This is a genomic window from Desulfitobacterium sp. (assembly GCF_035539115.1).
Classification (GTDB): domain Bacteria; phylum Bacillota; class Desulfitobacteriia; order Desulfitobacteriales; family Desulfitobacteriaceae; genus Desulfitobacterium_A.
The window spans coordinates 36,381-58,910 of the sequence record NZ_DATLJA010000015.1 but is presented as its reverse complement, the minus strand read 5'-3'; the positions used below and the strand labels follow the sequence as shown (position 1 = coordinate 58,910).

Genomic DNA, 22,530 nt, shown 5'->3' with positions numbered 1-22,530 from the left:
TTCTTACTTAAACTTCGATATACTAGAGACAGTCACTTTACTCTTTTGAGAAAATGACTGTTTACCAAAAAGGCTTTTATCTTAAAAAGTTAAGTCTGTATTCCCATCATAGGGAATAGTATTCTGATATGCAAGTCTAGGAGGAAATCAATATGCTCGACAGCAAAGAAATTCAAGCCATTATCCCGCATCGTTATCCTTTCTTGTTAGTTGACCGTATCGTGGAGTTGGATGAGGGGAAACGGGCAGTAGGAATTAAAAATGTTTCCGCGAACGAGCCTTTCTTTCAAGGGCATTTCCCGGGGTATCCGGTTATGCCAGGTGTACTGATTATGGAAGCACTTGCTCAAGTGGGGGCAGTCGTTCTCTTAAAGATGCCAGAATATGTGGGCCATATTGCCCTTTATGCAGGATTGGATGAAGTCAAGTTTAAACGGCAAGTGGTTCCCGGAGATCAACTCCGATTAGAAGTGGAGCTTCAGAAATTAAAGCATGGAATCGGGATTGCCGAAGGCAAAGCCTATGTGGGAGAACAACTTGCAGCGCAAGGCATTATGAAATTTGCCGTGGGACCTAAGCAAGCGGAACAATGATTGGGACAACTTTAAATCGAGACAGCAGAGCCAGGGACAGCAAAGTGCGATCCCTGGCCTTTTTCTTAGGGTTTAGTGTTATAGTGCAGGGCGCTTTCTTTCCCCAGGAATGGTTATGGCTTGGGGCAGGGTTAGCTTTTTCCCTAGCGGGGGAGGCCTGGAGTCGTGTAAGAATTCATGGACTCAGTGAATCTGAAGGGATTCAGGGTTCATTAACGATAACCGATGGATTGCTATTTACCCTCATCTGTCTTTCTTTGCTCGGCTTATGGCATCCGATTAAACTCAGTGAAGGATGGATGGATGTCATACGCTGGGGTACTTTATGGATGGTTTACCATCAGGCACGGAAGATCCCAAGAGGGTTAGAGCAGAAGAAAATGCTTTTCTGGATTGAACAGGTCGGAGTTCTTCTGGCTATTTTAGCTTGGCCTCTTCAGCTTAGCCTTTGGGTTCAAGGACAAGGACTTTTTCTTACGGGTACAGAACGTCTGTCGTCATTATTAGGGTATCCGAATGCGTTGGCTGCTTATTTGGCAGCGGTGCTTTTGTTACGACCCCGTTCCAAGTTGGTTCAAGCTCTACTCTTTTTATCTTTACTCAATACTGGTTCACGAGCGGCCGTCTTCCTTTTTCTGATGGTGTGGAGCATACGTGGGTTGGTAAGGTGGCGAGTTAGGGGAACCCTGACGAATCTTCGCGAGGGGGTGTTTCTAGGGCTTCTCGTTATTTCAGGTTTGCTTTTAATGATAGGGTTTAATCAGGGAGCTTTTCAACATCTTTTCGATTGGAGAATAAGTAATTCTTTAGGAGAGAGGTTCCTCTATGTGCAAGATGGGTTAAAACTAGCATGGGCTCATCAGGGGATGCCTCAAGCTGGGGGGTGGTTCGCGTTTCCTGTCGTCCAAAACATTCCCTACTGGACGTCGGATCCCCATTCCATATTAATTCGGGTCCTTCTGAATCAGGGAGTCTATGGAGTACTAGCATTAATTCTTTGGGGGATCCTTACTTTTAAACAGATAGGGAGAGTAAATAAGTATAGAAAATCAGCGCTTAGCCCGGATTGGGATGACCGACGACCAGATAGCTATAGCGCGCTCCTCTTTTTAGGGCTGCACGCCATGATGGATGCGGATTTCTTATTTGGCACGCTTGGAATTTTATTTTGGACATTACTCGGAATGTTCCTTCCTCAGCAAGATCGAGAAACCTCACGATTTGAATCCCAAAAGGCAATAAAGAAAACCCGGCTTGCGCCGAGCATAGCGAGAACGAAAGCCGTTGGTTGCACTTATGCTATCTGCCCTAAACTTATACTTTCTGTTAGTAAAATAAATGCTTTAAACCTTAGACATTTTTTTCAGGATATTCATTTTCCTTATTTGAAGAATCAATTTATGGGATTATTCTTCCTATTATTAAGTTTGACGCTCCTGGGATCTTGGGTTTATCCGCAATGGCTTGATCCCCAGAAAAGCCTTGGGCAGGAAACGTTCAAGGGGAAAGGGGATCAGCAACGCTCTCTCCAAATCCTGCAAAGAGGCTTGGAGCAGGATCAGACCCAGCTTATGGTTCGACGAGAAATTGCCAGTTTGGAGCTTGAGCTGTATGGAGCAGAGGGTTTAGATGCTGCCGAAGATGTTTTAGCCTGGGAGAAGTTCGATCTTCGAGCATATGAATGGATTCAAGGACGTGTACTTGAAGAGGCGGAAAAACGCCGAAGCACGAACCCAGGTGAAGCATTAACCCTGTATCGATGGAGTGCGAAATTACCATCACGTCTCCAAAGGCTTGTTTCCGTGAGCGCCTTCGAGAGAAGGCTGTGGCCAGACACAGTGAATTTCCAGCCGTCAGAGTTGATGAACTTTTTCGCGAGTGCCGCTCAAGAGAGACAACTTACCCTTCGCTAATCCTAGACATAGGCTAGGGTTAAGGGGGGAGTAACATGCGTGAAATTTGGCCGATTTTTGGCGTTGTTTTAACAGGTACCCTTTGGGGGATCAGTGGGCTATGGGAGTGGACAGTTCCTGAACGTCTTGAACAAAGAATTCTCGAGTGGAAAAGAAAATGGTATTGGTCTCAAGTCATTATCCGAGTGATAAGTGATGTACCCATTGAAGAGTTGGAGCAGTTCGCCTGGTCAATAAAATCGACTATACCGAAGCTGCAGCGGGAGCTCGGGATTCCGGTTGTCTTGGAGATTGAGTGGAAGGCTCCGGAGCTGTTAATTGATCCAGCGGAGTGCTGCCTGACAAATGCTTCAAAACGAGTTCAAGATCAAAATTCTCCTGAATTCAAAGTGGCTAGACAGAATCTTGATGAGTATAGTGATGAAAAAAAGAGTGATTTAAATTTTGAAAAGAATGAAATCGACCCAAAATCGTACTTCTCCTGCTTAAGTCGTCGCTTTCCTGAGTTCTTTTGGATGGGGCAAGTGGAGTGTGAATAAGAATAGATCCCCCAGCTCTTGAGTTGGGGGATTGGGATAAGTTCCAGTTAATATCTGTAGTTTACTTAGAGATTAAGTGTTACTTGGAGAAGGACTCGTTTGGGGAACGCTCTGAGCCTTGTGTTTGCACTCTTTGTCAAAGCCCTGACCGTGTTTCTTCCCAAAGCCCGTGTATTGCCCATTAGCAAAATCTTCTTCCACTTGCTTTTGGCGTTTCTCGATGAAGGTTTTCATCTTAGTAGCCTTTTCCTTATCGAGCAACCCTGCTTCCTCTTGTTTGTCCACCATTTGCTTCTTCAGCGTAAACATTTGCTGGTTTAACGCTTTGAGCTCGTCAAGTTTGGCAGGGTCTGGCGAGGCTAAACTCGTCCCAGCACCTAAAGTTAGGAAAGCTAATGTCAGCAAACTTACGGCGAATTTCTTCAACATTTGCACTCCTCCTTGTAAAATTTCGTTTAACTGGAACGTTCTTTAGAATACCCAATTTACAGGAAGAAAATTTCAGGGATCTGTTAAGATTCTGTGAATATATTTTGTATAAGCAATACCCTTCGTGTGGGCTAGTTTTCCGTACGATTCTGTTGATTGAACTTATTTCGTCGTACAGTATCGAAAAAAGAGGAGGAAGTAGAAATGCGCGCATTTCTCATAGGTCTTGTGATTGGAATTTTAGGGTTCGTCGTTTCCCTCTTTCTGAAAGAACCGGGGTTAGCCGAGAATGGATTACTGATTCTTGGACTTGGAGCGATGGGGCTTGCTGCAGTCTTCGGAGGAGCTTTAAATAGCGGAGACCGGGGAAGGGCGAATTATTCTGATGAACAAGATTTTAAGCAACGTATGAATTGGTCGACGCAGCTTTTCTTGTTTGGGCTGCCTTGTGTTTTAGCGTCTTTAGCGATTTATCTCCTCAATATGAAGTAGGAATGGGTAAATGTGATTCAGCGATCCTTTTTATGGATTTATTCGTTTACGTTAATCAAGGGCTAAAAGACCAATTAATTAGAGTTTCAGAGGCTTTGAAGGCCCATTATAATTAAAGGGAGGGAAGGTTTTGCGAAAACGGGTGATTTGGCTGCCCCTTATTTTGCTGATCGGCGTAGTGGCAAGCGTGGTCTTCATTTTTGGGAAAGCCCACTTCAAAAATCCAATTCCCTTTCAGCCATCTGTAATAATCCCTAGTGTTGCTTGCCCAACGGACAAAGATGGGGATGGCTTAGACGACCTAAAAGATATCGTTGCCGGTGCCAAAGCTGAGGTCAAGAGGAAACCGGAGTATCGCAGTGCCTATTATCAAGAGGGATATCCTCCGGAGAATGAAGGCGTCTGTACCGATGTCGTGTGGCGAGCTTTTCGGGATGCAGGTTATGATCTAAAGGGTCTAGTGGATCAAGATATTCGCTCAAATCCTAGTCAATATCCTCGCATACAGGGTAAGCCAGATCCGAATATTGATTTTCGGAGAGTGCCGAATCTGATCTCTTTCTTTCAACGGAATGGTCAAGAGTTAACTCGGGAAATCAAACCTGGAGATATTGAGAATCTAACTCTTTGGCAACCCGGAGATATTGTCACTTATGGTTTGCCTCATGAACATATCGCCATTGTTTCGGATAAACGCAGGCCTGATGGAGTTCCTTATATTATCCATAATGCGGGCCCCATACCCACTGAATCAGATCAATTAGAGAGCTGGCCTTCGCCCATGACCGGACATTTTCGGTTTCCTCAGTTTTGAAGTTTGGAACGAAGAAGGATTCTTTAACTGAATGAACCATATTTGGAGCCATTGCGGACACATGTTTATAGGTTGAGTCAGGAGGAGGCAGGTTATGCATAGCTTAAAGGTAAAAATAGGAATTGGGGTACTCATTTCTTTCCTAACGATTTTTGGATTTATGGTATACCAATATCAAAGCAAAGTCGACGAATTAAAACAGCAAAATTGGAGTTTAACGGCAGAAATTGGTAAGTTACAACAAAAGAATGAGGAGGGTATTGCGGATCTGACACGTTTGAATAGCGAAATTCGAAAACGAGATGAATAAATTAAAACTCTGCCGAAATTAGAGCAACCGATGTTGCTGAGACTCCAGAGTAAAGGATTTAAAGGAGACCCGCAAGAGATTGTTTCGGATTTAAGAAAACACAGCGAGCTGATTCCTTATAAAGGAGTTCTAGGTGGGACAATGGGTTTTTATAATGAAAACGCTATCCATGTACTTACTGATCAATGGGTGCTGGCGTCATTTAATGATGGTCATATCGGGGGGTACATGTTGCTGAAATACGATTGGAATGACGGGGAGTTTTCTTGGAAGGTTATGGAGTCCTACTTGCCGGACTGGTAAGATTACCTACAAATGGATAACAGGGGCATTCGAATCGATGAGTATGCTATCATAGATATGATCTGCAATGATAGGGCAGGGGAATAAACTTTGGGGGTAGGGCTATTGATCCATCTGAATCGAAACAAACGAATAATTTTAAGTGTAATCATCCTTTTGGTAACTGCATTTTTCGTAAAGAAAGTACTGATAGATATTGTCTATGTTGGTCAGCAGTATGAGAAAAATAGAATTGTCACGCCTTATGGAGAAAAGATAAAATCGGGTAACCTGTCCGTCGATTATTCCATTGAACAGGTTATGATGGATATCGAGCAACTCGGGCTCAATACGGTAAATGTACCTGTGCAGATTGATATTCCTTCGTTAACAGCAAATACAATGACGGTGAACCCTGAAAGTAAAACGAAAGCGCTGCAATTGATTAAAAAGTTAAGGTACAAAGGAATCAACGTTATCTTGGAACCCTATCCTTATATCCGTAATGGAGAGCTTTATGAAACAGAATTGAATCCTGAGAATATAAATGAGTGGTTCTGGAATTGGAAACAAGTCGTGCTGAGTCCACTGATTAACGATATCGCCAAGCCTTATAAGGTTTATGCTTTATGTTTGGGTTCAAACTTTGATCAGTTTGAGAGTGAATATAATTATTGGTCTGACGTGGCCGATTTTGTTCGAACAAATTATCAGGGCCGAATAACCTATAAAACCAACTGGTGGTATACCGCCGAGTGGGATACTCAAAAAGATAAACGAATTGGCAGCTATACAATGAAGTTAAACAATCCCATACTTCAGAAAGTGGATTTCATTTCGGTCGCTGCCTACTTCGAATTGACGGATAAAGAAACAAATACCGTTGAGAATCTTGTGAGTTCGATTTATAGCACCCCAATCTTCAATCGGCACCAAAATATTTATGAAGAACTAAAGAATTTGTCTACTCAGTTAGATAAACCGGTTTTTTTTGGTGAACTGGGTTTTCCGAAAAGAAATGGAGCGGCAGTTCATCCTTGGAATCCCCTACCTTCAAATATCGTGAATGAGCAAGAGCAAGCCAATGGGTTCCAAGCCTATAAAGAAGTATTCGAAAAAGAGACTTGGAATTTAGGATTCTCTGTTTTCGCAATCGGGAAAAAGGATGAATTAAAGAATTATTATCCTAGTGACCAGAGCATTGCCATAATTAAGAGTTGGTATAGGTAACAATTCAAATATTTGAAGCAGGAATTGGTACAATCAATGAGGAAGTAAATGGCAGAGGATGGATAAGCAAGAATTTTATTGAGGGTACGTATCATTTAGTATTACTGAAGAATTAGCACATAGAACAAAAGGGTTTGCGACAACGGGAAGGACATTTAAGAAAATCCCGTACGCAAACCCTTTTGAGCTTTGGAAAATGAGATAGCAAAGTTCAAGTCTGAATCTCAGAAGTAATTCGCAAATACTGAGTAAAGTAAAATTTATGAGGGAGGTTGCTATGAAAAAGTATATTATTGGTTTATGTATAGCTGTGCTTTTACTTGCATCTCCCAGAGTTACTTTTGCGGCAGATGCGCTTTATCGGATGTTACATGCGGATGAAGTTGAATCATTTAAACAAGACCAAGATGCGATGATTTTGGGTCAGTTAATGGATAAACAAGGAGACACGTTTAAGGTTAAAATAATAAAAGTTTTCAACGGAAGAGTTAGCTCCGACTTAATACTTGTTGCCGATGATTTTAATTACGGATGGGATCAACTTACACCGAGGGTTGGAGATTTTTGTGTTCTATCCCTTAAAAAGCAAGGCGCTTTCTATAAAAAGGCATGGGGTATTTTTAAAGCTGACAGTGGTGATTATAGGACCCTAAGATTAGATGCGTCAAATGCTTCTACTTCAGGGTTACTTGGAGACCTTGCCTGTATTCAATGGTACGTAAATTCAGGAGGTCAAGAAAATGATTTTTCGGGGGTTAGCGGGACTTATTATGTAAAGCGTCCAAATGATCAAGAGGTTCAAATATATCCAGTCCCAACGACGGATGCAGAGGCTCCAATTTTGGATAATGCTCAAACCCAAATAAGCAGTGGGTTAATACAGAATAATAAATCACGATCAAATCCATATAGCTATGTCCTATTAATTATTGCCATTTTTTTAATTGGAATTGGGACGGCGGTGTTTGTCCGATCTGGAAGAAGAAAGGAATAGTCATGGAAAAGGATTTATTCGATCCAATAGTTACTTGAAAGGGGAGTAAGAAGATGAGCCAAGGAAGTTCCCAAGGACTAATTTTCAATTTTGATTGGGGTGCATCCGATAGTTTTGCTTTTCGTATTAAAGAGATTCTCCAGGATTATATAACGGGTGATGTTATTGAAGATAAATAAACTGTTTTCGTGGCACATAAGAGGTGGTAAGTTTGCGAAAGACACTTAAGGGATTAGGGAGATCTGACCGGCCGAAAGTGCGCTCCAAAGTGCGACTACGTCTAGGAAAACTTTTTTTTACCTTGCACCGATATTTCTTATGGTATTTTGGTCGATCAATCCGGTATGCCCAAATGGCTATCCCAGATTCAGAGAAACCTCCCTATATTATTGCGAATCATCAGACCCCTTTATTTCGTCATTTGAAGAATGTAGATATGTGGTTGCAGGTAAATAAAGTAACAAATTTGAAGTTGGCGAGTGCGAGAATGAATGGAATCATTCTCAAGCCGGGAGAAACCTTTTCTTTTTGGCATCTTGTGGGAAAGCCCACAAAAGCGAAGGGATATCTGGAGGGGATGGTTTTATCAAATGGCTCCTTTCTTCCGGGAGTAGGTGGCGGCCTTTGTCAACTTTCGAATTTGATCTATTGGATGACGCTACATACTCCTCTAACGGTTACCGAACGGTGGAGGCATACCCATGATGTGTTTCCCGATTCCAATCGGACCCAACCCTTTGCTAGCGGTGCGACTGTGGTTTATAACTATGTTGATTTGCAAATACGGAATAATACCCAAGACGATTATCAGCTCTTTGTGGAGGTTGGAGATAACGAGTTAACTGGAGAATGGAGATGTGGGCAAAAGAGCCCCTGCCAATATCAGGTATACGAAAGCGAGCACCGTATTACCCATGAATGGTGGGGAGGATATATGCGCCATAACGTGATTAGTCGGAAGGTTTTTGATGAACTAGGGCTTGAAATATCGGATGAAGTTATAACGGAAAACCATGCCATTATGATGTATGAACCCTTACTTGCTTCAAAAGTTTCTAATTAAGCAATGCCCATCGTTAATGATGCCAAAAACTCCTAAAGCGAAGGATGTAAAGGAATGCTGTTTTACATTATAAGAACAGATTCGGGGGAACCTTCTATTTCTCCAATCGTTCAAGGGGACAAGCTCCCCTCGCGAGCTGAGATGCTCACACCGGGGTTGCCGTTGGCTTTCGCGCAAAGTCTAATCGAAATTCTTAAATCACAACAGGTGAAGAAGGGCAAGCAGGAAATCCTGAAGTTTTTACTTCGTAAACATTCGGGACTTGCAAGCATGGACTGGCGATGGAGAAGTACACAACCGGAAGCTAAGAATCCAATAGTCCATACGCAAGAGGTTGAAGTTGACGTTGAAGAGTTTGCCTTCGCTTCCCGTGTCCAAAGCCGGCAGCTTTCAGAAGCAGATTTTCAAAGATTAGCAAACGAAATGGGTCTTAATCTTAAGGAAGTTATCCTGCTTTGTCATGAGTCCGTTCTGCAGGGTCAAGCCGAATGGATTCCTGCTGTCCAGAAGGAGGGTCAGGGCTGGCGCTGTATGCGATGCGGGGAGACGGAAATTAAGGAATGGCCCAGCATCTATGGTTTAGCTGGAACATGCCCTTCATGTGCTGCTTTAGGAGCATTGAGTTCACTGCAGACGCTTTACCGAAGTTTAGGACCTCACCCAGATTGTAAGGAAGGTGGAATGCCTTTTGCTAAGCTTCCGGAGAATCAGGGTTTAGGTGATTCTGTAGAGTTACAGCCTGTTAGATTTTCTCCTCATTGGACGTTAAGCCTAGCACAGGAACAAGCCAGCCAGGGAGTCTTAGAGTTTGTTTCGACCGAAACGGGGAAGAACCTCCTGCTCTGGGCTGCGTGTGGGGCAGGGAAAACGGAGGTCTGTTTTCCGGCAGCAGCTTGGGCCTTAGAGAGAGGGCAAAAAGTTCTCTTCGCAGCACCTCGCCAGGATGTGGTCTTGGACGTGGCGCCCCGATTGGAGCGAGATTTTCCAGAATTAAGTGTGAGTGTATTGACCGGAGTGAGTACTGAACGTTTCTCGCCGGCTCCGTTAGTTCTAGCGACAACCCATCAAGTTTTACGTTTTTATCAAGCCTTTGATTTGATTTTTATGGATGAAGTGGATGCCTTCCCTTATCATGGAAATGCGGCTCTGGCGTGGGGATTACAACAGTCACTGAAACCTGGAGGAAAGATCGTCTATTTGACCGCCACTCCGTCTCCAGAGAATAGAGCTAAAGTTCAGAACAAGGGAATGCAACTAGTGCGTTTACCAGCGCGTCACCATCGTAAGGCTTTGCCTGTTCCTGAGTGGATCAAATATTCCACAAACCAGGAGGTAGCTTCTCAATGGATTAAAGCGCTTGCTGAATCTGGACCCGTCCTTATCTTTGTTCCCAAAATCTCATGGGTTAACATGTACGTCGAAAAACTTCATGACCTCTTTCCCGGATGGGCCATTGAGGGAAGCTATAGCTCCGATCCTGGCCGACGAGAGAAAATTGAGCGGCTTAGAAAGGACGAATATCGAGTTTTCATCAGCACTTCCATATTGGAACGAGGAGTAACTATACCCAATGCTCAGGTGATGGTTTTAGCAGCGGATCATGAACTTTTTGATGAACGGGCACTTGTCCAGATGGCGGGGCGAGTAGGTCGAACCCAAGAGAACCCCGAAGGAAGAGCCTTGTTTCTTGCCAAACACAAAACTCCGGCAATTGAGAAGGCAATCCATTGGATTCAGGAGCAAAATCGACTCGCTTTGGAGCAAGGGCTCATAGATCCGTTTTAAAACATAATAACTCGAATGCGCGAAATGCTACATTGACGCATTTACTTCCTTCAATGATGCTGCAAAGTGGCATGAAGGGCTACTATAAAACGAGGGGAGGGAAGACCCTTTGCCTAAACTCAAAGCGCATGGGGAGACTATCAGAGCCCTTTGGCAATCGGTGTTGTATGAAAAACAAGAGAATTGTCTCTTATGTGGTAAAGCTCATGGTCCAATCTGTCCAACTTGCGAGGAAGAGTTTTTCCATCCTGAGCTGGGACGATGTCGAGACTGTGGAAAGTTAGTTTCGAAGGAACAACTCCTTTGTCGGGACTGTGGTGAAGGACGAGGCCCCAAGGGACTAAACAGAGTAGCCGCTTGGGGCCATTATACTGGAGCCTGGCGGGATTATATCCAATCTGTAAAATTTAAATCTCAACCCTATCTTCTTAGAGAAATTGCACGACCTTTCGCGGATTGGGCTATTCGAAACTTGCCACCACCAGATGCGCTCGTGCCTGTCCCAATGCACCTCGAACGTATAGCGGAAAGAGGATTCAATCAATCTTCTGTACTCGCCTCAGCACTCCATTGGGAACTGGGGATACCTCTCATCGAAGGATTGGAACGAACGACCCCGACAACACCGCAAGTCGGGTTAAACCGCTATGACCGTTTGCATAATTTATCGGGTGTTTTTTCACTCTCGGCGATTGGAGAAAAGTGGGGATTTAAAGGGAGAAGAATTTGGTTGCTTGATGACGTGGTGACCACTGGAGCCACCCTGGAATCATGCGCTAACGTCTTAAGGGAGTGGGGAGCTGAGGAGGTATATGGACTAACTCTGGCTGCAGGAATCCAGGTCAATATTTAGGCATTGGCGAATAAAGGTGGTAGCGAGGAACGACATCTGAAGTCTAGCCAATTTATCCTCGTGGAATAAAAAAGTATTGTTTACTTAAGCCAATAAATGTTATAATGGCATTGGATAGGCGTGAGTCTGTTACATTTTTTAAGGTAAGGGGATTTTCTTCATGGCGTTTCAAGACAAAGAACTCGTTTGCAAAGACTGCGGAGCTACATTCATTTTTACAGTTGGTGAGCAAGAATTTTACGAAGAAAAAGGATTCGAAAATGAACCACAACGTTGCCGCGAATGCCGCAATGCACGTAAAGCTGCCCGTAACAATTCTGAACCTCGTCAACGCGAAATGTACACCGTTGTTTGTGCAGAATGCGGAGTAGAAACACAAGTACCGTTCCAACCGACGTCTGATCGTCCCGTTTATTGCCGCGAGTGCTACCAAACCCATCGCGTAGCTCGTTAATCGGTAATATACGCGAATATAAGAAAGCATTGGGTCAAACCAATGCTTTTTATTTTACTAACAGAAAGTATAAATTTTGGGGCAGATAGTATAAGTGCAACCAGCGGCTTTCATTCTCGCTGAAGCTCGGCGAAAGCCGGGTTTTCTTTATTACACTTTTTATGTTTTTTGTATTCTTCTGAGATTTCCCGAATTAAGCTTGCACGGAATTACATAGATTTGTATAATAGCGACATAAAGTTTGGAATTTGAACAATCAAAGCGCTAGATGAGAAATGGAAGGGGAATATTTGAAGATGAAGAAGTTTTACAAAGCGGGTGTGGCAGTCCTAGTCATGGTGAGCTTGCTGGGGTTAGCAGGCTGCGGAGGAGCCAAGACTCCAAGTGCACCAGCGCAGAATGGTTCGGGTAGCGCGAATACGGCTTCAAGTGAGAACGTACTTAAAGTGGGTTCGGATATTGCCTATGCTCCGATGGAATATATGAATACCCAACAGCAACCTGAAGGTTTTGATGTTGATTTGATGAACGCTATAGGAAAAGATTTGGGTTATCAGGTTAAGTTCGAATCGGGGACTTTTGATGGCTTGATTCCGGCGCTTAATTCAGGAAAATTTGATGCTATAATTTCTTCGATGACGATTACGGAAGAACGCGCAAAAACGGTTCAGTTTACGAATAGATATTTCCAGGCAACGCAGTCTATTGCGGTAAAGCAAGGTTCACCCATTAAGTCTGAAGCTGACTTCAAAGGGAAGAAAATTGGAGTTCAATTGGGAACGACGGGTCAAGACGCTGTAGAAAAAATGGGTCTAACGCCCCAGAAATATGAGACAGCACCGGATGCCCTGAATGACTTAATCAATGGCGGAATAGATGTAGCGGTTATCGATTCTCCAGTTGTTGCTTATTTCATTAAACAGAATCCCGATAAGAAGATTGTAACGATTCCAGGAAATTTTGACCAAGAGTATTATGGAATTGCCGTTAAGCAAGATCATAAAGCATTAGCCGATCAAATGAATGCTTCTTTGAAGAAACTCATGGATAACGGAGAATATAATAAGATTTTTAAGAAATGGTTTAATTCAGAAGCTCCGAAACTTTAATTGTTTTTAGTTTCCTACCCGGTTCAACCGGGTATTTTTTTTACTAACAGAAAGTATAAGTTTTGGGCAGATAGCATAAGTGCAACTAAGGCTTCCGCCTACGCCAGAGCCTTGGCGCAAGCCAAGTTTTCTTTATGCCTTAGGGAAGTATATATAATTGATGCCGGATAAGGGTATTGAATAAATTTGTAAACATATGTATACTTATTTAGGTTGTACTATGATTTTAGGATAAATTATGAGAAGGAGAAATGGAGATATGTTAAAGATCGGATTAAAAACTGCTTTGGCTTCCCTTGTTATTTTATCTTTAGGTTTAGCAGGGTGCGGGAATACAAGCACTCCACCAGCGACATCCAATCAAACCACGAGTTCGGATAGTGCAAAAGTGCTTAAGGTGGGGACGGATCCAACATTTGCTCCGTTTGAATTTATGGATGATCAAAATAAAACCACTGGTTTTGATGTCGAACTGATGAATGCTATTGGGGCAGATATGGGGTATAAAGTTCAATTTGAATCTTCCTCTTTTGATGGCTTAATTCCTGCTCTGCAAGCGGGAAATTATGGTGCAGTTATTGCTGCTATGACGATTACACCTGAGCGTGAGAAAAGTGTGGACTTTAGTAATAAATATCTGATGGCAGCGCAATATATCGCGGTTAAAAAGGATTCCTCAATTAAAAGTGCAGCAGACTTGAAAGGGAAAAAGATTGGTGTCCAAAATGCTACGACCGGTCAAACGGTTGTGGAAGGGATGGGGATTACTCCTCAGAAATATGAAGCTATTCCAGATGCAATGAACGATCTTATCAATGGCGGGTTAGATGCAGTAGTTGCGGATTCCCCAGTCGTGCTCTATTTTATTAAACAAAACCCAACCACTAATATTCACTATATTAATGGAGATTTCTCAAATGAATATTACGGAATTGCTGTGAAAAAGGGAGACAGCGAGCTTAAGGATAAGATCAATGCTTCCTTGAAAAAGATCCAGGATTCTAGTAAATATAATGAGATCTACAAGAAATGGTTTAATGAGGATGCACCGACCTTAAAGTAAACGCAAAAGACATATGTTGATATTGCAGGAGGCGTTCAGAATGATCTGGACGCCTCTTGTATCTTACGCTGAAAGTTAAGTTCGGCTTTTTAAAGAATTAGAAGGAAAACTTCTTATCTTGAATAAAATTACGTAAAACTGTATAATGACCAAGGAATTGACGAATTTCTATCAGATGGTGTTGAACTCCACCTGAAATAATCTTCAATGATGTTGAAAGGAGGATTCCTGTGGGAACAATCCGTTGGGAATTAATAATCCCCAGTTTTCAACCCTTATTAAAAGGGACACAGGTAACTATAGAGCTTACGGCAGGAGCTGTGGGTATAGGTATCGTACTTGGCTTGTTTTTGGCGTTGATGAGGTTATCCAGTAAACGTCTTCTTAAAGGAATTGCAATTTCTTATATTGATTTTTTCCGGGGGACGCCACTTCTTGTGCAGATCTTTTTAGCTTATTATGGGCTCCCACAAATTTTAAATTTCACACCTCCAGATAATTATAAGTATATCGCAGCTATTTCAGCGATGGGATTGAATTCTGGGGCATACCTTGCGGAGATCTTTCGCTCGGGAATTCAGTCGATTGATCGGGGGCAAACGGAGGCAGCCCGTTCCTTGGGTATGACTCAGACCCAAGCAATGTGGTATATTATTCTGCCGCAAGCGTTCAAACGTGTGATCCCACCGTTGGGAAATGAGTTCATCGCTTTGCTGAAGGACTCTTCTTTGGTAGCCTTAATTGCCTTGGAAGATTTAATGTATTCTGGGAAAATCATTGTTGGACGGACTTACCAATCTTTTCCGATCTACATTGAAGTTGCTTTTATCTACCTGGCGATGACACTGGTCCTTTCTCGTATAGTCAGTTATACCGAAAGGAGGTTTGGTAAGAGTGATATACGTTAAGAATTTGCATAAGTCTTTTGGCAAACTCGAAGTCCTGCGCGGGATCGACTGCCATGTCAAAGAAAAAGAAGTGGTCGTGGTGATCGGCCCGAGTGGCTCTGGAAAAAGCACGTTTTTGCGATGCTTAAATAAACTGGAAGAGCCAACGAGCGGGGAAATCGTTGTTGATGGAATTCCTCTCAACTCGGAGACGAATGTGAATGCAATTCGCCGCGAAGTAGGGATGGTATTTCAGAGCTTTAATCTTTTCCCTCATATGACAGCTTTGCAAAATATCGTGCTTGCTCCAGGGGTCGTTCGGAAAACACACAAAAAGGAAGCAGAAGAAAGTGGTATGGAGCTTCTGCAAAAAGTAGGTCTTGTGGAGAAGGCTCACGAATATCCCGACCGGCTTTCTGGTGGGCAGCAACAACGGGTTGCTATTGCCCGAGCGTTGGCGATGAAACCGAAAATTATGCTTTTCGACGAACCCACTTCAGCACTCGACCCGGAAATGGTCGGTGAGGTTCTTGCGGTTATGAAGGATTTAGCGCGTGAAGGGATGACCATGATGGTTGTTACTCATGAAATGGGCTTTGCACGAGAGGTCGGGGATCGGGTTATTTTTATGGACGAGGGTATCATCATGGAAGAGGGAAAACCAGATGAAGTCTTTGGAAATCCTCATAATCCACGAACCCAGTCCTTCTTAAGTAAAATCCTCTAGGTGTTTAGAATTGGCGTATTCTGGTTATCCTCATGGGGTAAGGCTTTATGGTATGTGTTTTCTTTTGAAAACCTCCAAGCGGCCAAATTCAAGGAGGTAGTTTTTCAGTGTTAGGTAAAGTCAAATGGTTTAGCAAGCAAAAAGGGTATGGATTTATTGAGAGTGAAAGCGGTCAGGATATCTTTGTCCACTTCTCTTCCATCACGAGTGATGGATTTCGCACCTTGGAAGAAGGCCAGAGCGTTGAATTCGATGTTATCCAGGGGCCGCGTGGAGAGCAAGCTTCAAATGTAATCCTTCAGTAAGACCTTAGAGGCTTGGGAATATTAAACTCTAAAAACTATAGGTTGTTAATCTTTTACAGGTATTGAAAAAGAGAGTTGTTGAAATAATTTACAATGATTCTCTTTTTTTATTGAGAAGAAAATTATAGACGTGGTCATCATATAGCAGGATTTTTCGGCGAAATAGGGAATATTAATATTTAAGCTGATTAAAAGGGGGTACAAACTATGAACATCATGATTCGAGGCAAACATATCGAAGTAACGGATGCCCTGAAAGAGTATGTACTGAAACGGGTCGGCAAACTTGAAAAGTACTCAGATGAGTTTATGGATGTCAAAGTGACTTTACTGGTTGAGGAAGGCCGCCACCGGGTAGAAGTCACAGCCCCTATTCATGGAATTATTCTGCGCGGAGAAGAAGAAAGCGCCGATATGTATGCTTCCATTGATCTTGTCGTCGAAAAATTAGAACGCCAAATCGACAAATATCGTACCCGAATTAACAAACGGATGCGCTCGAAGGTCTTGAAGGATCATGAACCAGAGCATCCTGTTGATCTTGCGGATGAAGATGAAAAGGTTGTACGGATTAAGAAATTCGCGTTGAAACCGATGTCAGTTGACGAAGCAATTATGCAGATGAACCTCGTTGGGCATAACTTCTTCGTATTTACGAATTCAGATAATCAGGCAGCGAACGTGGTTTACCGTCGTCATAACGGCGATTACGGCTTGCTGGAACCTGAAGCCTGAGACGAAGATCGAATTCAATGAAATCTGGAGTTTTAAAAGAGGCCCAATTTGAATTTGAACGGGTCTCTTTTTTTGTTAGGATAGGAAATATCTAACCTGAATTTTCCATGCTGGTTTATACTATCGTAGTTGCACCGAAAGTAGGGTAATGCTAAAATGAGATGATACGCTGGGACGTTTGAAAGGTGGATCGGTTAATGGGATTTTTAAATAGCCTTCTTGATGACAATGCACGTGAAGTAAAGAAGTATCAGAAACGCGTACAAGCAATTAACGCTCTTGAACCTGAGATACAAGCTTTAAGTGATGAGGAATTGCAAGGAAAGACTGCAGAATTTCGACAAAGGTTAGAAAATGGAGAAAACATCGATAATCTTCTGCCTGAGGCTTTTGCGGTTGTGCGCGAAGCATCACACCGGGTTATCGGGCAAAGGCACTATGATGTACAATTAGTCGGCGGTATGGTTTTGCATGACGGTCGAATCGCTGAGATGCGTACTGGGGAAGGTAAAACCCTAGTTGCGACCCTGCCCTCTTACCTTAATGCTTTAACAGGCCAAGGTGTGCATATTATTACCGTGAATGATTATTTAGCTCGTCGTGACAGTGAATGGATGGGGCAGATCCACAAGTTCCTGGGGTTATCTGTTGGGCTAATTGTTCATGGCTTAAACTATGAACAACGCAGAGAAAGTTATGCTGCGGATATTACGTATGGGACGAATAATGAATTCGGTTTTGACTATTTGCGCGATAATATGGTCACACGCCCAGAAGGCTTGGTGCAACGTGAACTAAATTTTGCGATCGTGGATGAAGTGGACTCCATTTTAATTGATGAAGCACGGACTCCTTTGATTATTTCAGGTGAGGCGGACAAGCCTACAGAACTCTATTACCGGGTGGCGATGATCATTCCTCGCTTAAAGCCTGAAGAAGACTATAATTTGAATGAAAAAGACAAGGTTGTGACCTTGACGGAACAGGGAATTAGCCGAGTCGAAACCATGCTTGGGGTTGAGAATCTGTATGATGATGTTCATACCGAATTAGCACATCATGTGAATCAAGCCTTAAAAGCGCATGCCCTTTTCAAACGGGACCGGGACTATGTTGTCAAAGACGGCGAAGTGATCATCGTCGACGAATTTACAGGCCGTTTGATGTTCGGACGACGCTACAGCGAAGGACTTCATCAGGCGATTGAAGCCAAAGAAGGCGTTAAGATCGAGAAGGAATCGCAAACGTTGGCGACGATCACCTTCCAAAATTATTTCCGGATGTATGATAAACTTTCGGGGATGACGGGTACAGCATTGACTGAGGAGCCGGAGTTTAAGAAAATTTATCATTTGGATGTTGTCGTGATCCCCACGAATATGCCTATGCTTCGCCAAAATATACCGGACGTAGTTTATCGTACGGAAAAGGGTAAGTACCAGGCCGTTGTCGAGGAGATTGTTGAACGACATGCCAAAGGCCAGCCTGTACTTGTAGGGACAGTCTCCGTTGAGAAGTCAGAACAATTGAGTGCTTTACTCGAGCGCCGGGGTATTCCACACCAAGTATTGAATGCTAAATATCATGAAAAAGAGGCCGAGATTATTGCCGGAGCGGGGCAACGTGATATCGTAACGATTGCGACGAATATGGCTGGTCGCGGTACGGATATTATCCTTGGCGAAGGAGTATCGGAACTGGGTGGTTTGCATATTATAGGTACAGAACGCCATGAATCCCGACGGATTGATAATCAGTTGCGGGGACGTGCCGGACGTCAAGGAGACCCGGGTTCTTCTCAGTTCTTCCTCTCTTTGGAGGACGATTTAATGCGTCTCTTTGGAGCAGAGAACATTATGGGCATCATGGATAAGTTGGGCATGGATGATAGCGTGCCAATTACGTCCAAAATGATTACCCGTTCGCTTGAAACTGCACAACGTCGTGTGGAAAATCGGAACTTTGAGATTAGGAAAAACGTGCTCGATTATGATGATGTCATGAATCAGCAACGGGAAATTATTTATGGACAGCGCCGTATGGTTCTTGAAGGTGAGAATCTCCGTGAAAATATTATGGAGATGGTTAATAAGGTCGTTACCGACACGGTTGATATGTTTAGTGGAGAAAGCCCTTACCCGGAAGAATGGGAATTGGATAGCTTTTTAGAATATATCGATACTAACTTCTTACCCAATCACGATATTACGGCTGACCAGGTTGTTAATCTCAATAAGGAAGAAGTCGTCGAGTTATTACTGGATAAGGCTGTAGCTTTATATGAAGCTAGGGAGAATGCGTTTGGTCCCGAACTGATGCGGGAAATCGAGCGCGCAGTTATGCTCCAGGTCGTGGACGGTAAGTGGATGGATCACTTGGATGCCATGGATATGATGCGTGAAGGAATCGGGTTGCGTGCTTATGGGCAAAAGAATCCGCTTGTCGAGTATAAACACGAAGCTTTCGATATGTTCCAAGCGATGATTGATGCAATTCAAGAAGATATCGTCCGCTATATGATGAGAGTTGCCCCACAGGTAACGGAACAAGCTCCGGAAGAACCTCAACGTGTTCACACGAATCGGGATGAAGAGGAAGCAGCTCGTCCAGTGCATAATGCGGGGCCTAAAATTGGACGTAATGATCCTTGCCCTTGCGGGAGTGGGAAAAAGTATAAGAATTGCCATGGAGCAAATGAGTAAATCCTGATAGAAATACCAAAAATAGTTTTAAAAAGAATAGCGAGAAACAGGTGAAGGCTTTAAAGCGAGTCGTGATCAAACTTGGTTAAAACGCAACATGCATAGGCAGGGCGGAACACACGATGTGTTTCGCCGCCAACAGAGTCAGGAGACGATTTTGGCGGGAACCTTGCCTCCCCAGATCAGGCGTTTGAACCCTAGTTTGATAGGCGAGCGCCCTTGTCTGAACCTGTTCTCGCAATTCTTCGGAAGGAATGAAGAAAAGTGTTACTAGCTGACTGGAAAAGAGAGCTTGAAAGTTTAGAAATGCGCTTGGCAGATTTGAGGGCTTCTCTTTGACGTCGCTCAGCGCATAGATAAGATTAGCGTATTAGAGCGGGAGTTTAACCGCCCAGATTTTTGGGATGACTCGACTTCTGCTCAGAAATATATGCAGGAGCTTTCCATTCAACAAGGAAAAGTAAAAATCTATGAAGATCTTCGCATTGAATTAGGAGATTTAACAGCACTTTACGAACTGGCGATGGAAGAGGATGACGATTCTCTTGAGCCGGAAGTAGAAGCAGGGGTTAAGAAACTACAGGAAAAATTCGATGGATTGGAACTGGAGATTCTGCTCAGTGGACAATATGATCGGAATAATGCGATCTTGACTTTACACGCGGGCGCGGGGGGTACGGAGGCTCAGGATTGGGTTTCCATGCTCTACCGGATGTATGTCCGTTGGGGCGAGCGTCGCGACTATAAAGTGGAAACGATGGACTTACTTCCAGGCGATGAGGCAGGAATCAAGAGCGCAACGATTTCGATCGCGGGCGAGAATGCTTACGGTTATGCTAAATCGGAGAAGGGGGTTCACCGTCTTGTTCGGGTTTCCCCGTTTGATGCAGCTGGGCGCAGGCACACCTCTTTTGCTTCAGTGGATGTTATACCGGAAGTTCCAGAGGATGATTCGGAGATCACGATCAATCCCGATGAATTAAAAGTTGACACCTATCGGGCAAGTGGAGCGGGTGGGCAGCATATCAACAAAACAAGCTCAGCGGTGAGGATTACCCACTTGCCGACAGGAATCGTGGTTGCGTGTCAGAGTGAACGTTCCCAGATTCAAAACCGCGCGTACGTGATGCGGGTTCTCAAAGCCAAGCTTTTAGAGCTTAAGCGCAAACAGCAAGAGGATGAGATCTCTGAAATCCGTGGGGAGCAACAAGAAATTGCTTGGGGTAGTCAAATCCGTTCGTATGTGTTCCATCCGTATAATTTGGTTAAGGATCACAGGACGAATGTGGAGACCGCAAACGTATCGGCTGTCATGGATGGCGAGATTGATGAATTTATTGCAGCCTACTTGCAAAAAACCAAAAATGTGAAATAAAGTCTAGCCATCGGATGAAATCGAACTCATTAACCCCTGCGGGTTAATGAGTTCAAACTATACATCTACGATGCAAGTATCACAAAAAAAATAGCAGTTTTAGGGAGGAAATTAGCGTGTCAGTCCTTGAATTAAAACGCATGGCGAATCAGCTTCGTCAAGATATCATCACGATGCTTTTACCCGCTAAATCAGGTCATCCCGGAGGAAGTTTGTCTTCTGCGGATATTGTGGCAACCTTATATTTTCATGAGATGAGGGTTAACCCACAAGACTCGCATTGGCCAGATCGTGACCGTTTTGTTCTGTCGAAAGGTCATGCTGCACCTGTTCTTTATGCTGCCCTAGCAGAAAAAGGGTTTTTTCCAAAGGAAGAGCTTCTGGGTTTAAGACAAACCGGACGGATGCTCCAAGGACATCCCGATATGAAAAAGATTCCAGGCGTTGATATGTCCACAGGTTCCTTGGGACAGGGCTTATCTGCTGCAAACGGCATGGCTTTGGCTGGAAAATTGGATAAAAAAGACTACCGCGTATACGTCGTGATGGGCGATGGGGAGATGGCTGAAGGACAGATTTGGGAAGCGGCGATGGCTGCGGCTCATTTTAAATTGGACAATGTCACCGCTATCTTGGATTGCAACGGGCTACAGATTGACGGACCCACTGAACAAGTAATGTCTTCGAGTCCTCTGTTGGATAAATGGCTGGCCTTTGGTTGGCATGTGATCGAGGTTGATGGACATGATATTGAACAATTAATCGCAGCGTTTGCCGAAGCGAAAGCGACGAAGGGCAAGCCCACTCTTCTATTGGCTAAAACGATCAAAGGTAAAGGTATCTCCTTCATGGAAAACCAAGTCGGCTGGCATGGTAATGCGCCCAGTGCCGAACAAGCAGAACAAGCGCTGAGCGAATTGAGAGAGGAGGCATCACGTCTTGGCTAAGCAAGCAACCCGGGAGGCCTATGGTAAGGCTTTAGTCGCCTTAGGAGCAGAAAATCCCGATATCGTCGTTTTAGATGCGGACTTATCGAAATCTACAAAAACTGCGGATTTCGCTAAACATTACCCAGAACGTTTTTTTAATATGGGGATTGCTGAAGCAAATATGATGGGCACAGCGGCTGGATTAGCTGCGGCAGGCAAGATACCATTTGCTAGCACTTTTGCTGTCTTCGCAACAGGGAGGGCTTTCGAGCAAATTCGTAACTCAATTGCCTATCCGAAACTCAATGTCAAGATTGCCGCCACCCATTCGGGTGTAACCGTCGGTGAAGATGGGGGTTCCCACCAAGCCATCGAAGATGTAGCGATCATGCGTGCTCTACCGAATATGACTGTTCTCGTACCTGCCGATGGCGAAGAAACGCGCCAAGTGATTTATGCTGCAGCCCAGTATAAGGGACCTGTTTATATCCGCATGGGGCGGCTTGATGTTCCTTTACTTTTTGATGAAAATTACACCTTCGAGATTGGCAAGGCCAATGTTATTCGTGAGGGATCAGATGTCGTAATTTTTGCGAATGGCGTAATGGTTGCTGCAGCTCTGGAGGCGGCGGAGGAATTAGCGGGACGCGGAGTTCAAGCTGCAGTCGTGAATGTAGCGTCTGTTAAACCACTTGACCAAGAGACGATCGTCCGGATGGCTAAAGCAACGGGTGCTGTGGTCACAGCCGAAGAACATACCATTATTGGTGGTTTGGGGAGTGCTGTAGCTGAAGTTTTGGCGGAAAATGCACCTACTCCCATGGTTCGGGTCGGGCTCAAAGATTGTTTTGGGGAATCTGGGCGCCCATTTGAGCTGTTAGCGAAATATGGGTTAACTCAGAAGGAGATTCTGGAAGCGGTTGACGAGGTTTTGAAAAGAAAATAGC

Annotated in this window: 25 protein-coding genes; 24 read left to right on the top strand and 1 reads right to left on the bottom strand. The window is 43.9% G+C overall.

Going from position 1 to position 22,530, the window contains the following annotated elements:
* The first annotated feature begins 152 nt into the window (after positions 1-152).
* From fabZ to VM640_RS02515, 3 genes are read left to right on the top strand one after another with little or no spacing between them, the layout of a single operon-like run.
* Complete coding sequence (fabZ, locus tag VM640_RS02525) at positions 153-593, top strand: 3-hydroxyacyl-ACP dehydratase FabZ (RefSeq protein WP_325389588.1); 441 nt, start codon at positions 153-155, stop codon at positions 591-593.
* Entirely contained in the window at positions 590-2,506 is a 1,917-nt protein-coding gene (locus VM640_RS02520; RefSeq protein ID WP_325389586.1) for an O-antigen ligase family protein, read from the top strand. The genes fabZ and VM640_RS02520 overlap by 4 nt, the downstream gene beginning before the upstream one ends.
* Positions 2,507-2,541: 35 nt before the next feature.
* On the top strand, positions 2,542-3,045 hold the full coding sequence (locus VM640_RS02515; RefSeq protein WP_325389584.1) for a hypothetical protein: 504 nt from the start codon (positions 2,542-2,544) through the stop codon (positions 3,043-3,045).
* Between the two features lie 72 nt (positions 3,046-3,117).
* Here VM640_RS02515 and VM640_RS02510 read toward each other — a convergent pair whose 3' ends face one another.
* Positions 3,118-3,474, bottom strand: coding sequence for a DUF2680 domain-containing protein (locus tag VM640_RS02510; protein ID WP_325389582.1), 357 nt, complete (start codon positions 3,472-3,474; stop codon positions 3,118-3,120).
* 204 nt (positions 3,475-3,678) lie between these two features.
* On the opposite strand from VM640_RS02510, the gene VM640_RS02505 reads away from it, so the two are divergent.
* The 21 genes from VM640_RS02505 to VM640_RS02405 all read left to right on the top strand — a co-directional run bounded on the left by VM640_RS02505 (position 3,679) and on the right by VM640_RS02405 (position 22,529).
* A complete protein-coding gene (locus tag VM640_RS02505) occupies positions 3,679-3,966 on the top strand; it encodes a DUF5316 family protein (RefSeq protein WP_325389580.1) in 288 nt (95 codons plus the stop codon).
* A 130-nt stretch (positions 3,967-4,096) separates the two neighbouring features.
* Positions 4,097-4,780 carry a DUF1287 domain-containing protein gene (locus tag VM640_RS02500; RefSeq protein WP_325389578.1) on the top strand — a complete coding sequence of 228 codons (684 nt, stop codon included), beginning with the start codon at positions 4,097-4,099 and terminating at the stop codon, positions 4,778-4,780.
* 94 nt (positions 4,781-4,874) lie between these two features.
* Entirely contained in the window at positions 4,875-5,090 is a 216-nt protein-coding gene (locus tag VM640_RS02495) for a hypothetical protein (RefSeq protein WP_325389576.1), read from the top strand.
* A gap of 30 nt (positions 5,091-5,120) precedes the next feature.
* Complete coding sequence (locus tag VM640_RS02490; RefSeq protein ID WP_325389574.1) at positions 5,121-5,393, top strand: hypothetical protein; 273 nt, start codon at positions 5,121-5,123, stop codon at positions 5,391-5,393.
* A 114-nt stretch (positions 5,394-5,507) separates the two neighbouring features.
* Entirely contained in the window at positions 5,508-6,602 is a 1,095-nt protein-coding gene (locus VM640_RS02485) for a glycoside hydrolase family 113 (protein ID WP_325389616.1), read from the top strand.
* A gap of 277 nt (positions 6,603-6,879) precedes the next feature.
* Complete coding sequence (locus tag VM640_RS02480) at positions 6,880-7,596, top strand: hypothetical protein (RefSeq protein WP_325389572.1); 717 nt, start codon at positions 6,880-6,882, stop codon at positions 7,594-7,596.
* Between the two features lie 53 nt (positions 7,597-7,649).
* Positions 7,650-7,775 carry a hypothetical protein gene (locus VM640_RS02475; RefSeq protein WP_325389570.1) on the top strand — a complete coding sequence of 42 codons (126 nt, stop codon included), beginning with the start codon at positions 7,650-7,652 and terminating at the stop codon, positions 7,773-7,775.
* A gap of 32 nt (positions 7,776-7,807) precedes the next feature.
* Entirely contained in the window at positions 7,808-8,659 is an 852-nt protein-coding gene (locus tag VM640_RS02470; protein WP_325389568.1) for a VanW family protein, read from the top strand.
* A 54-nt stretch (positions 8,660-8,713) separates the two neighbouring features.
* Positions 8,714-10,444, top strand: a complete 1,731-nt coding sequence (locus tag VM640_RS02465) for a helicase-related protein (RefSeq protein ID WP_325389566.1) — start codon at positions 8,714-8,716, stop codon at positions 10,442-10,444.
* A gap of 109 nt (positions 10,445-10,553) precedes the next feature.
* Positions 10,554-11,297 carry a ComF family protein gene (locus VM640_RS02460; RefSeq protein WP_325389564.1) on the top strand — a complete coding sequence of 248 codons (744 nt, stop codon included), beginning with the start codon at positions 10,554-10,556 and terminating at the stop codon, positions 11,295-11,297.
* A 160-nt stretch (positions 11,298-11,457) separates the two neighbouring features.
* Positions 11,458-11,751 (top strand): zinc-ribbon domain containing protein, encoded by a 294-nt coding sequence (locus VM640_RS02455; RefSeq protein WP_325389562.1) that lies wholly within the window; start codon positions 11,458-11,460, stop codon positions 11,749-11,751.
* 296 nt (positions 11,752-12,047) lie between these two features.
* The gene (locus tag VM640_RS02450; RefSeq protein WP_325389560.1) at positions 12,048-12,860 is read left to right on the top strand and encodes a basic amino acid ABC transporter substrate-binding protein; all 813 of its coding nucleotides are present in this window, start codon (positions 12,048-12,050) and stop codon (positions 12,858-12,860) included.
* 259 nt (positions 12,861-13,119) lie between these two features.
* Complete coding sequence (locus VM640_RS02445; RefSeq protein WP_325389558.1) at positions 13,120-13,923, top strand: basic amino acid ABC transporter substrate-binding protein; 804 nt, start codon at positions 13,120-13,122, stop codon at positions 13,921-13,923.
* A gap of 239 nt (positions 13,924-14,162) precedes the next feature.
* On the top strand, positions 14,163-14,831 hold the full coding sequence (locus tag VM640_RS02440) for an amino acid ABC transporter permease (RefSeq protein WP_325389614.1): 669 nt from the start codon (positions 14,163-14,165) through the stop codon (positions 14,829-14,831).
* Positions 14,818-15,537, top strand: coding sequence for an amino acid ABC transporter ATP-binding protein (locus VM640_RS02435; protein WP_325389556.1), 720 nt, complete (start codon positions 14,818-14,820; stop codon positions 15,535-15,537). Before VM640_RS02440 ends, VM640_RS02435 begins: the two co-directional genes overlap by 14 nt.
* Before the next feature lie 107 nt (positions 15,538-15,644).
* Entirely contained in the window at positions 15,645-15,842 is a 198-nt protein-coding gene (locus VM640_RS02430; RefSeq protein ID WP_325389554.1) for a cold-shock protein, read from the top strand.
* A 207-nt stretch (positions 15,843-16,049) separates the two neighbouring features.
* Positions 16,050-16,577, top strand: a complete 528-nt coding sequence (gene hpf / locus VM640_RS02425) for a ribosome hibernation-promoting factor, HPF/YfiA family (protein WP_325389552.1) — start codon at positions 16,050-16,052, stop codon at positions 16,575-16,577.
* A 197-nt stretch (positions 16,578-16,774) separates the two neighbouring features.
* Positions 16,775-19,279 (top strand): preprotein translocase subunit SecA, encoded by a 2,505-nt coding sequence (secA, locus tag VM640_RS02420; protein WP_325389550.1) that lies wholly within the window; start codon positions 16,775-16,777, stop codon positions 19,277-19,279.
* A gap of 306 nt (positions 19,280-19,585) precedes the next feature.
* A protein-coding gene (gene prfB, locus VM640_RS02415) for a peptide chain release factor 2 (RefSeq protein WP_325389612.1) occupies positions 19,586-20,654 on the top strand; the annotation gives its coding sequence in 2 pieces (ribosomal slippage) (positions 19,586-19,615 and positions 19,617-20,654; 1,068 coding nt in all).
* A gap of 116 nt (positions 20,655-20,770) precedes the next feature.
* Entirely contained in the window at positions 20,771-21,601 is an 831-nt protein-coding gene (locus tag VM640_RS02410) for a transketolase (RefSeq protein WP_325389548.1), read from the top strand.
* Positions 21,594-22,529, top strand: a complete 936-nt coding sequence (locus tag VM640_RS02405; protein WP_325389546.1) for a transketolase family protein — start codon at positions 21,594-21,596, stop codon at positions 22,527-22,529. Before VM640_RS02410 ends, VM640_RS02405 begins: the two co-directional genes overlap by 8 nt.
* Position 22,530: the final 1 nt, after the last annotated feature.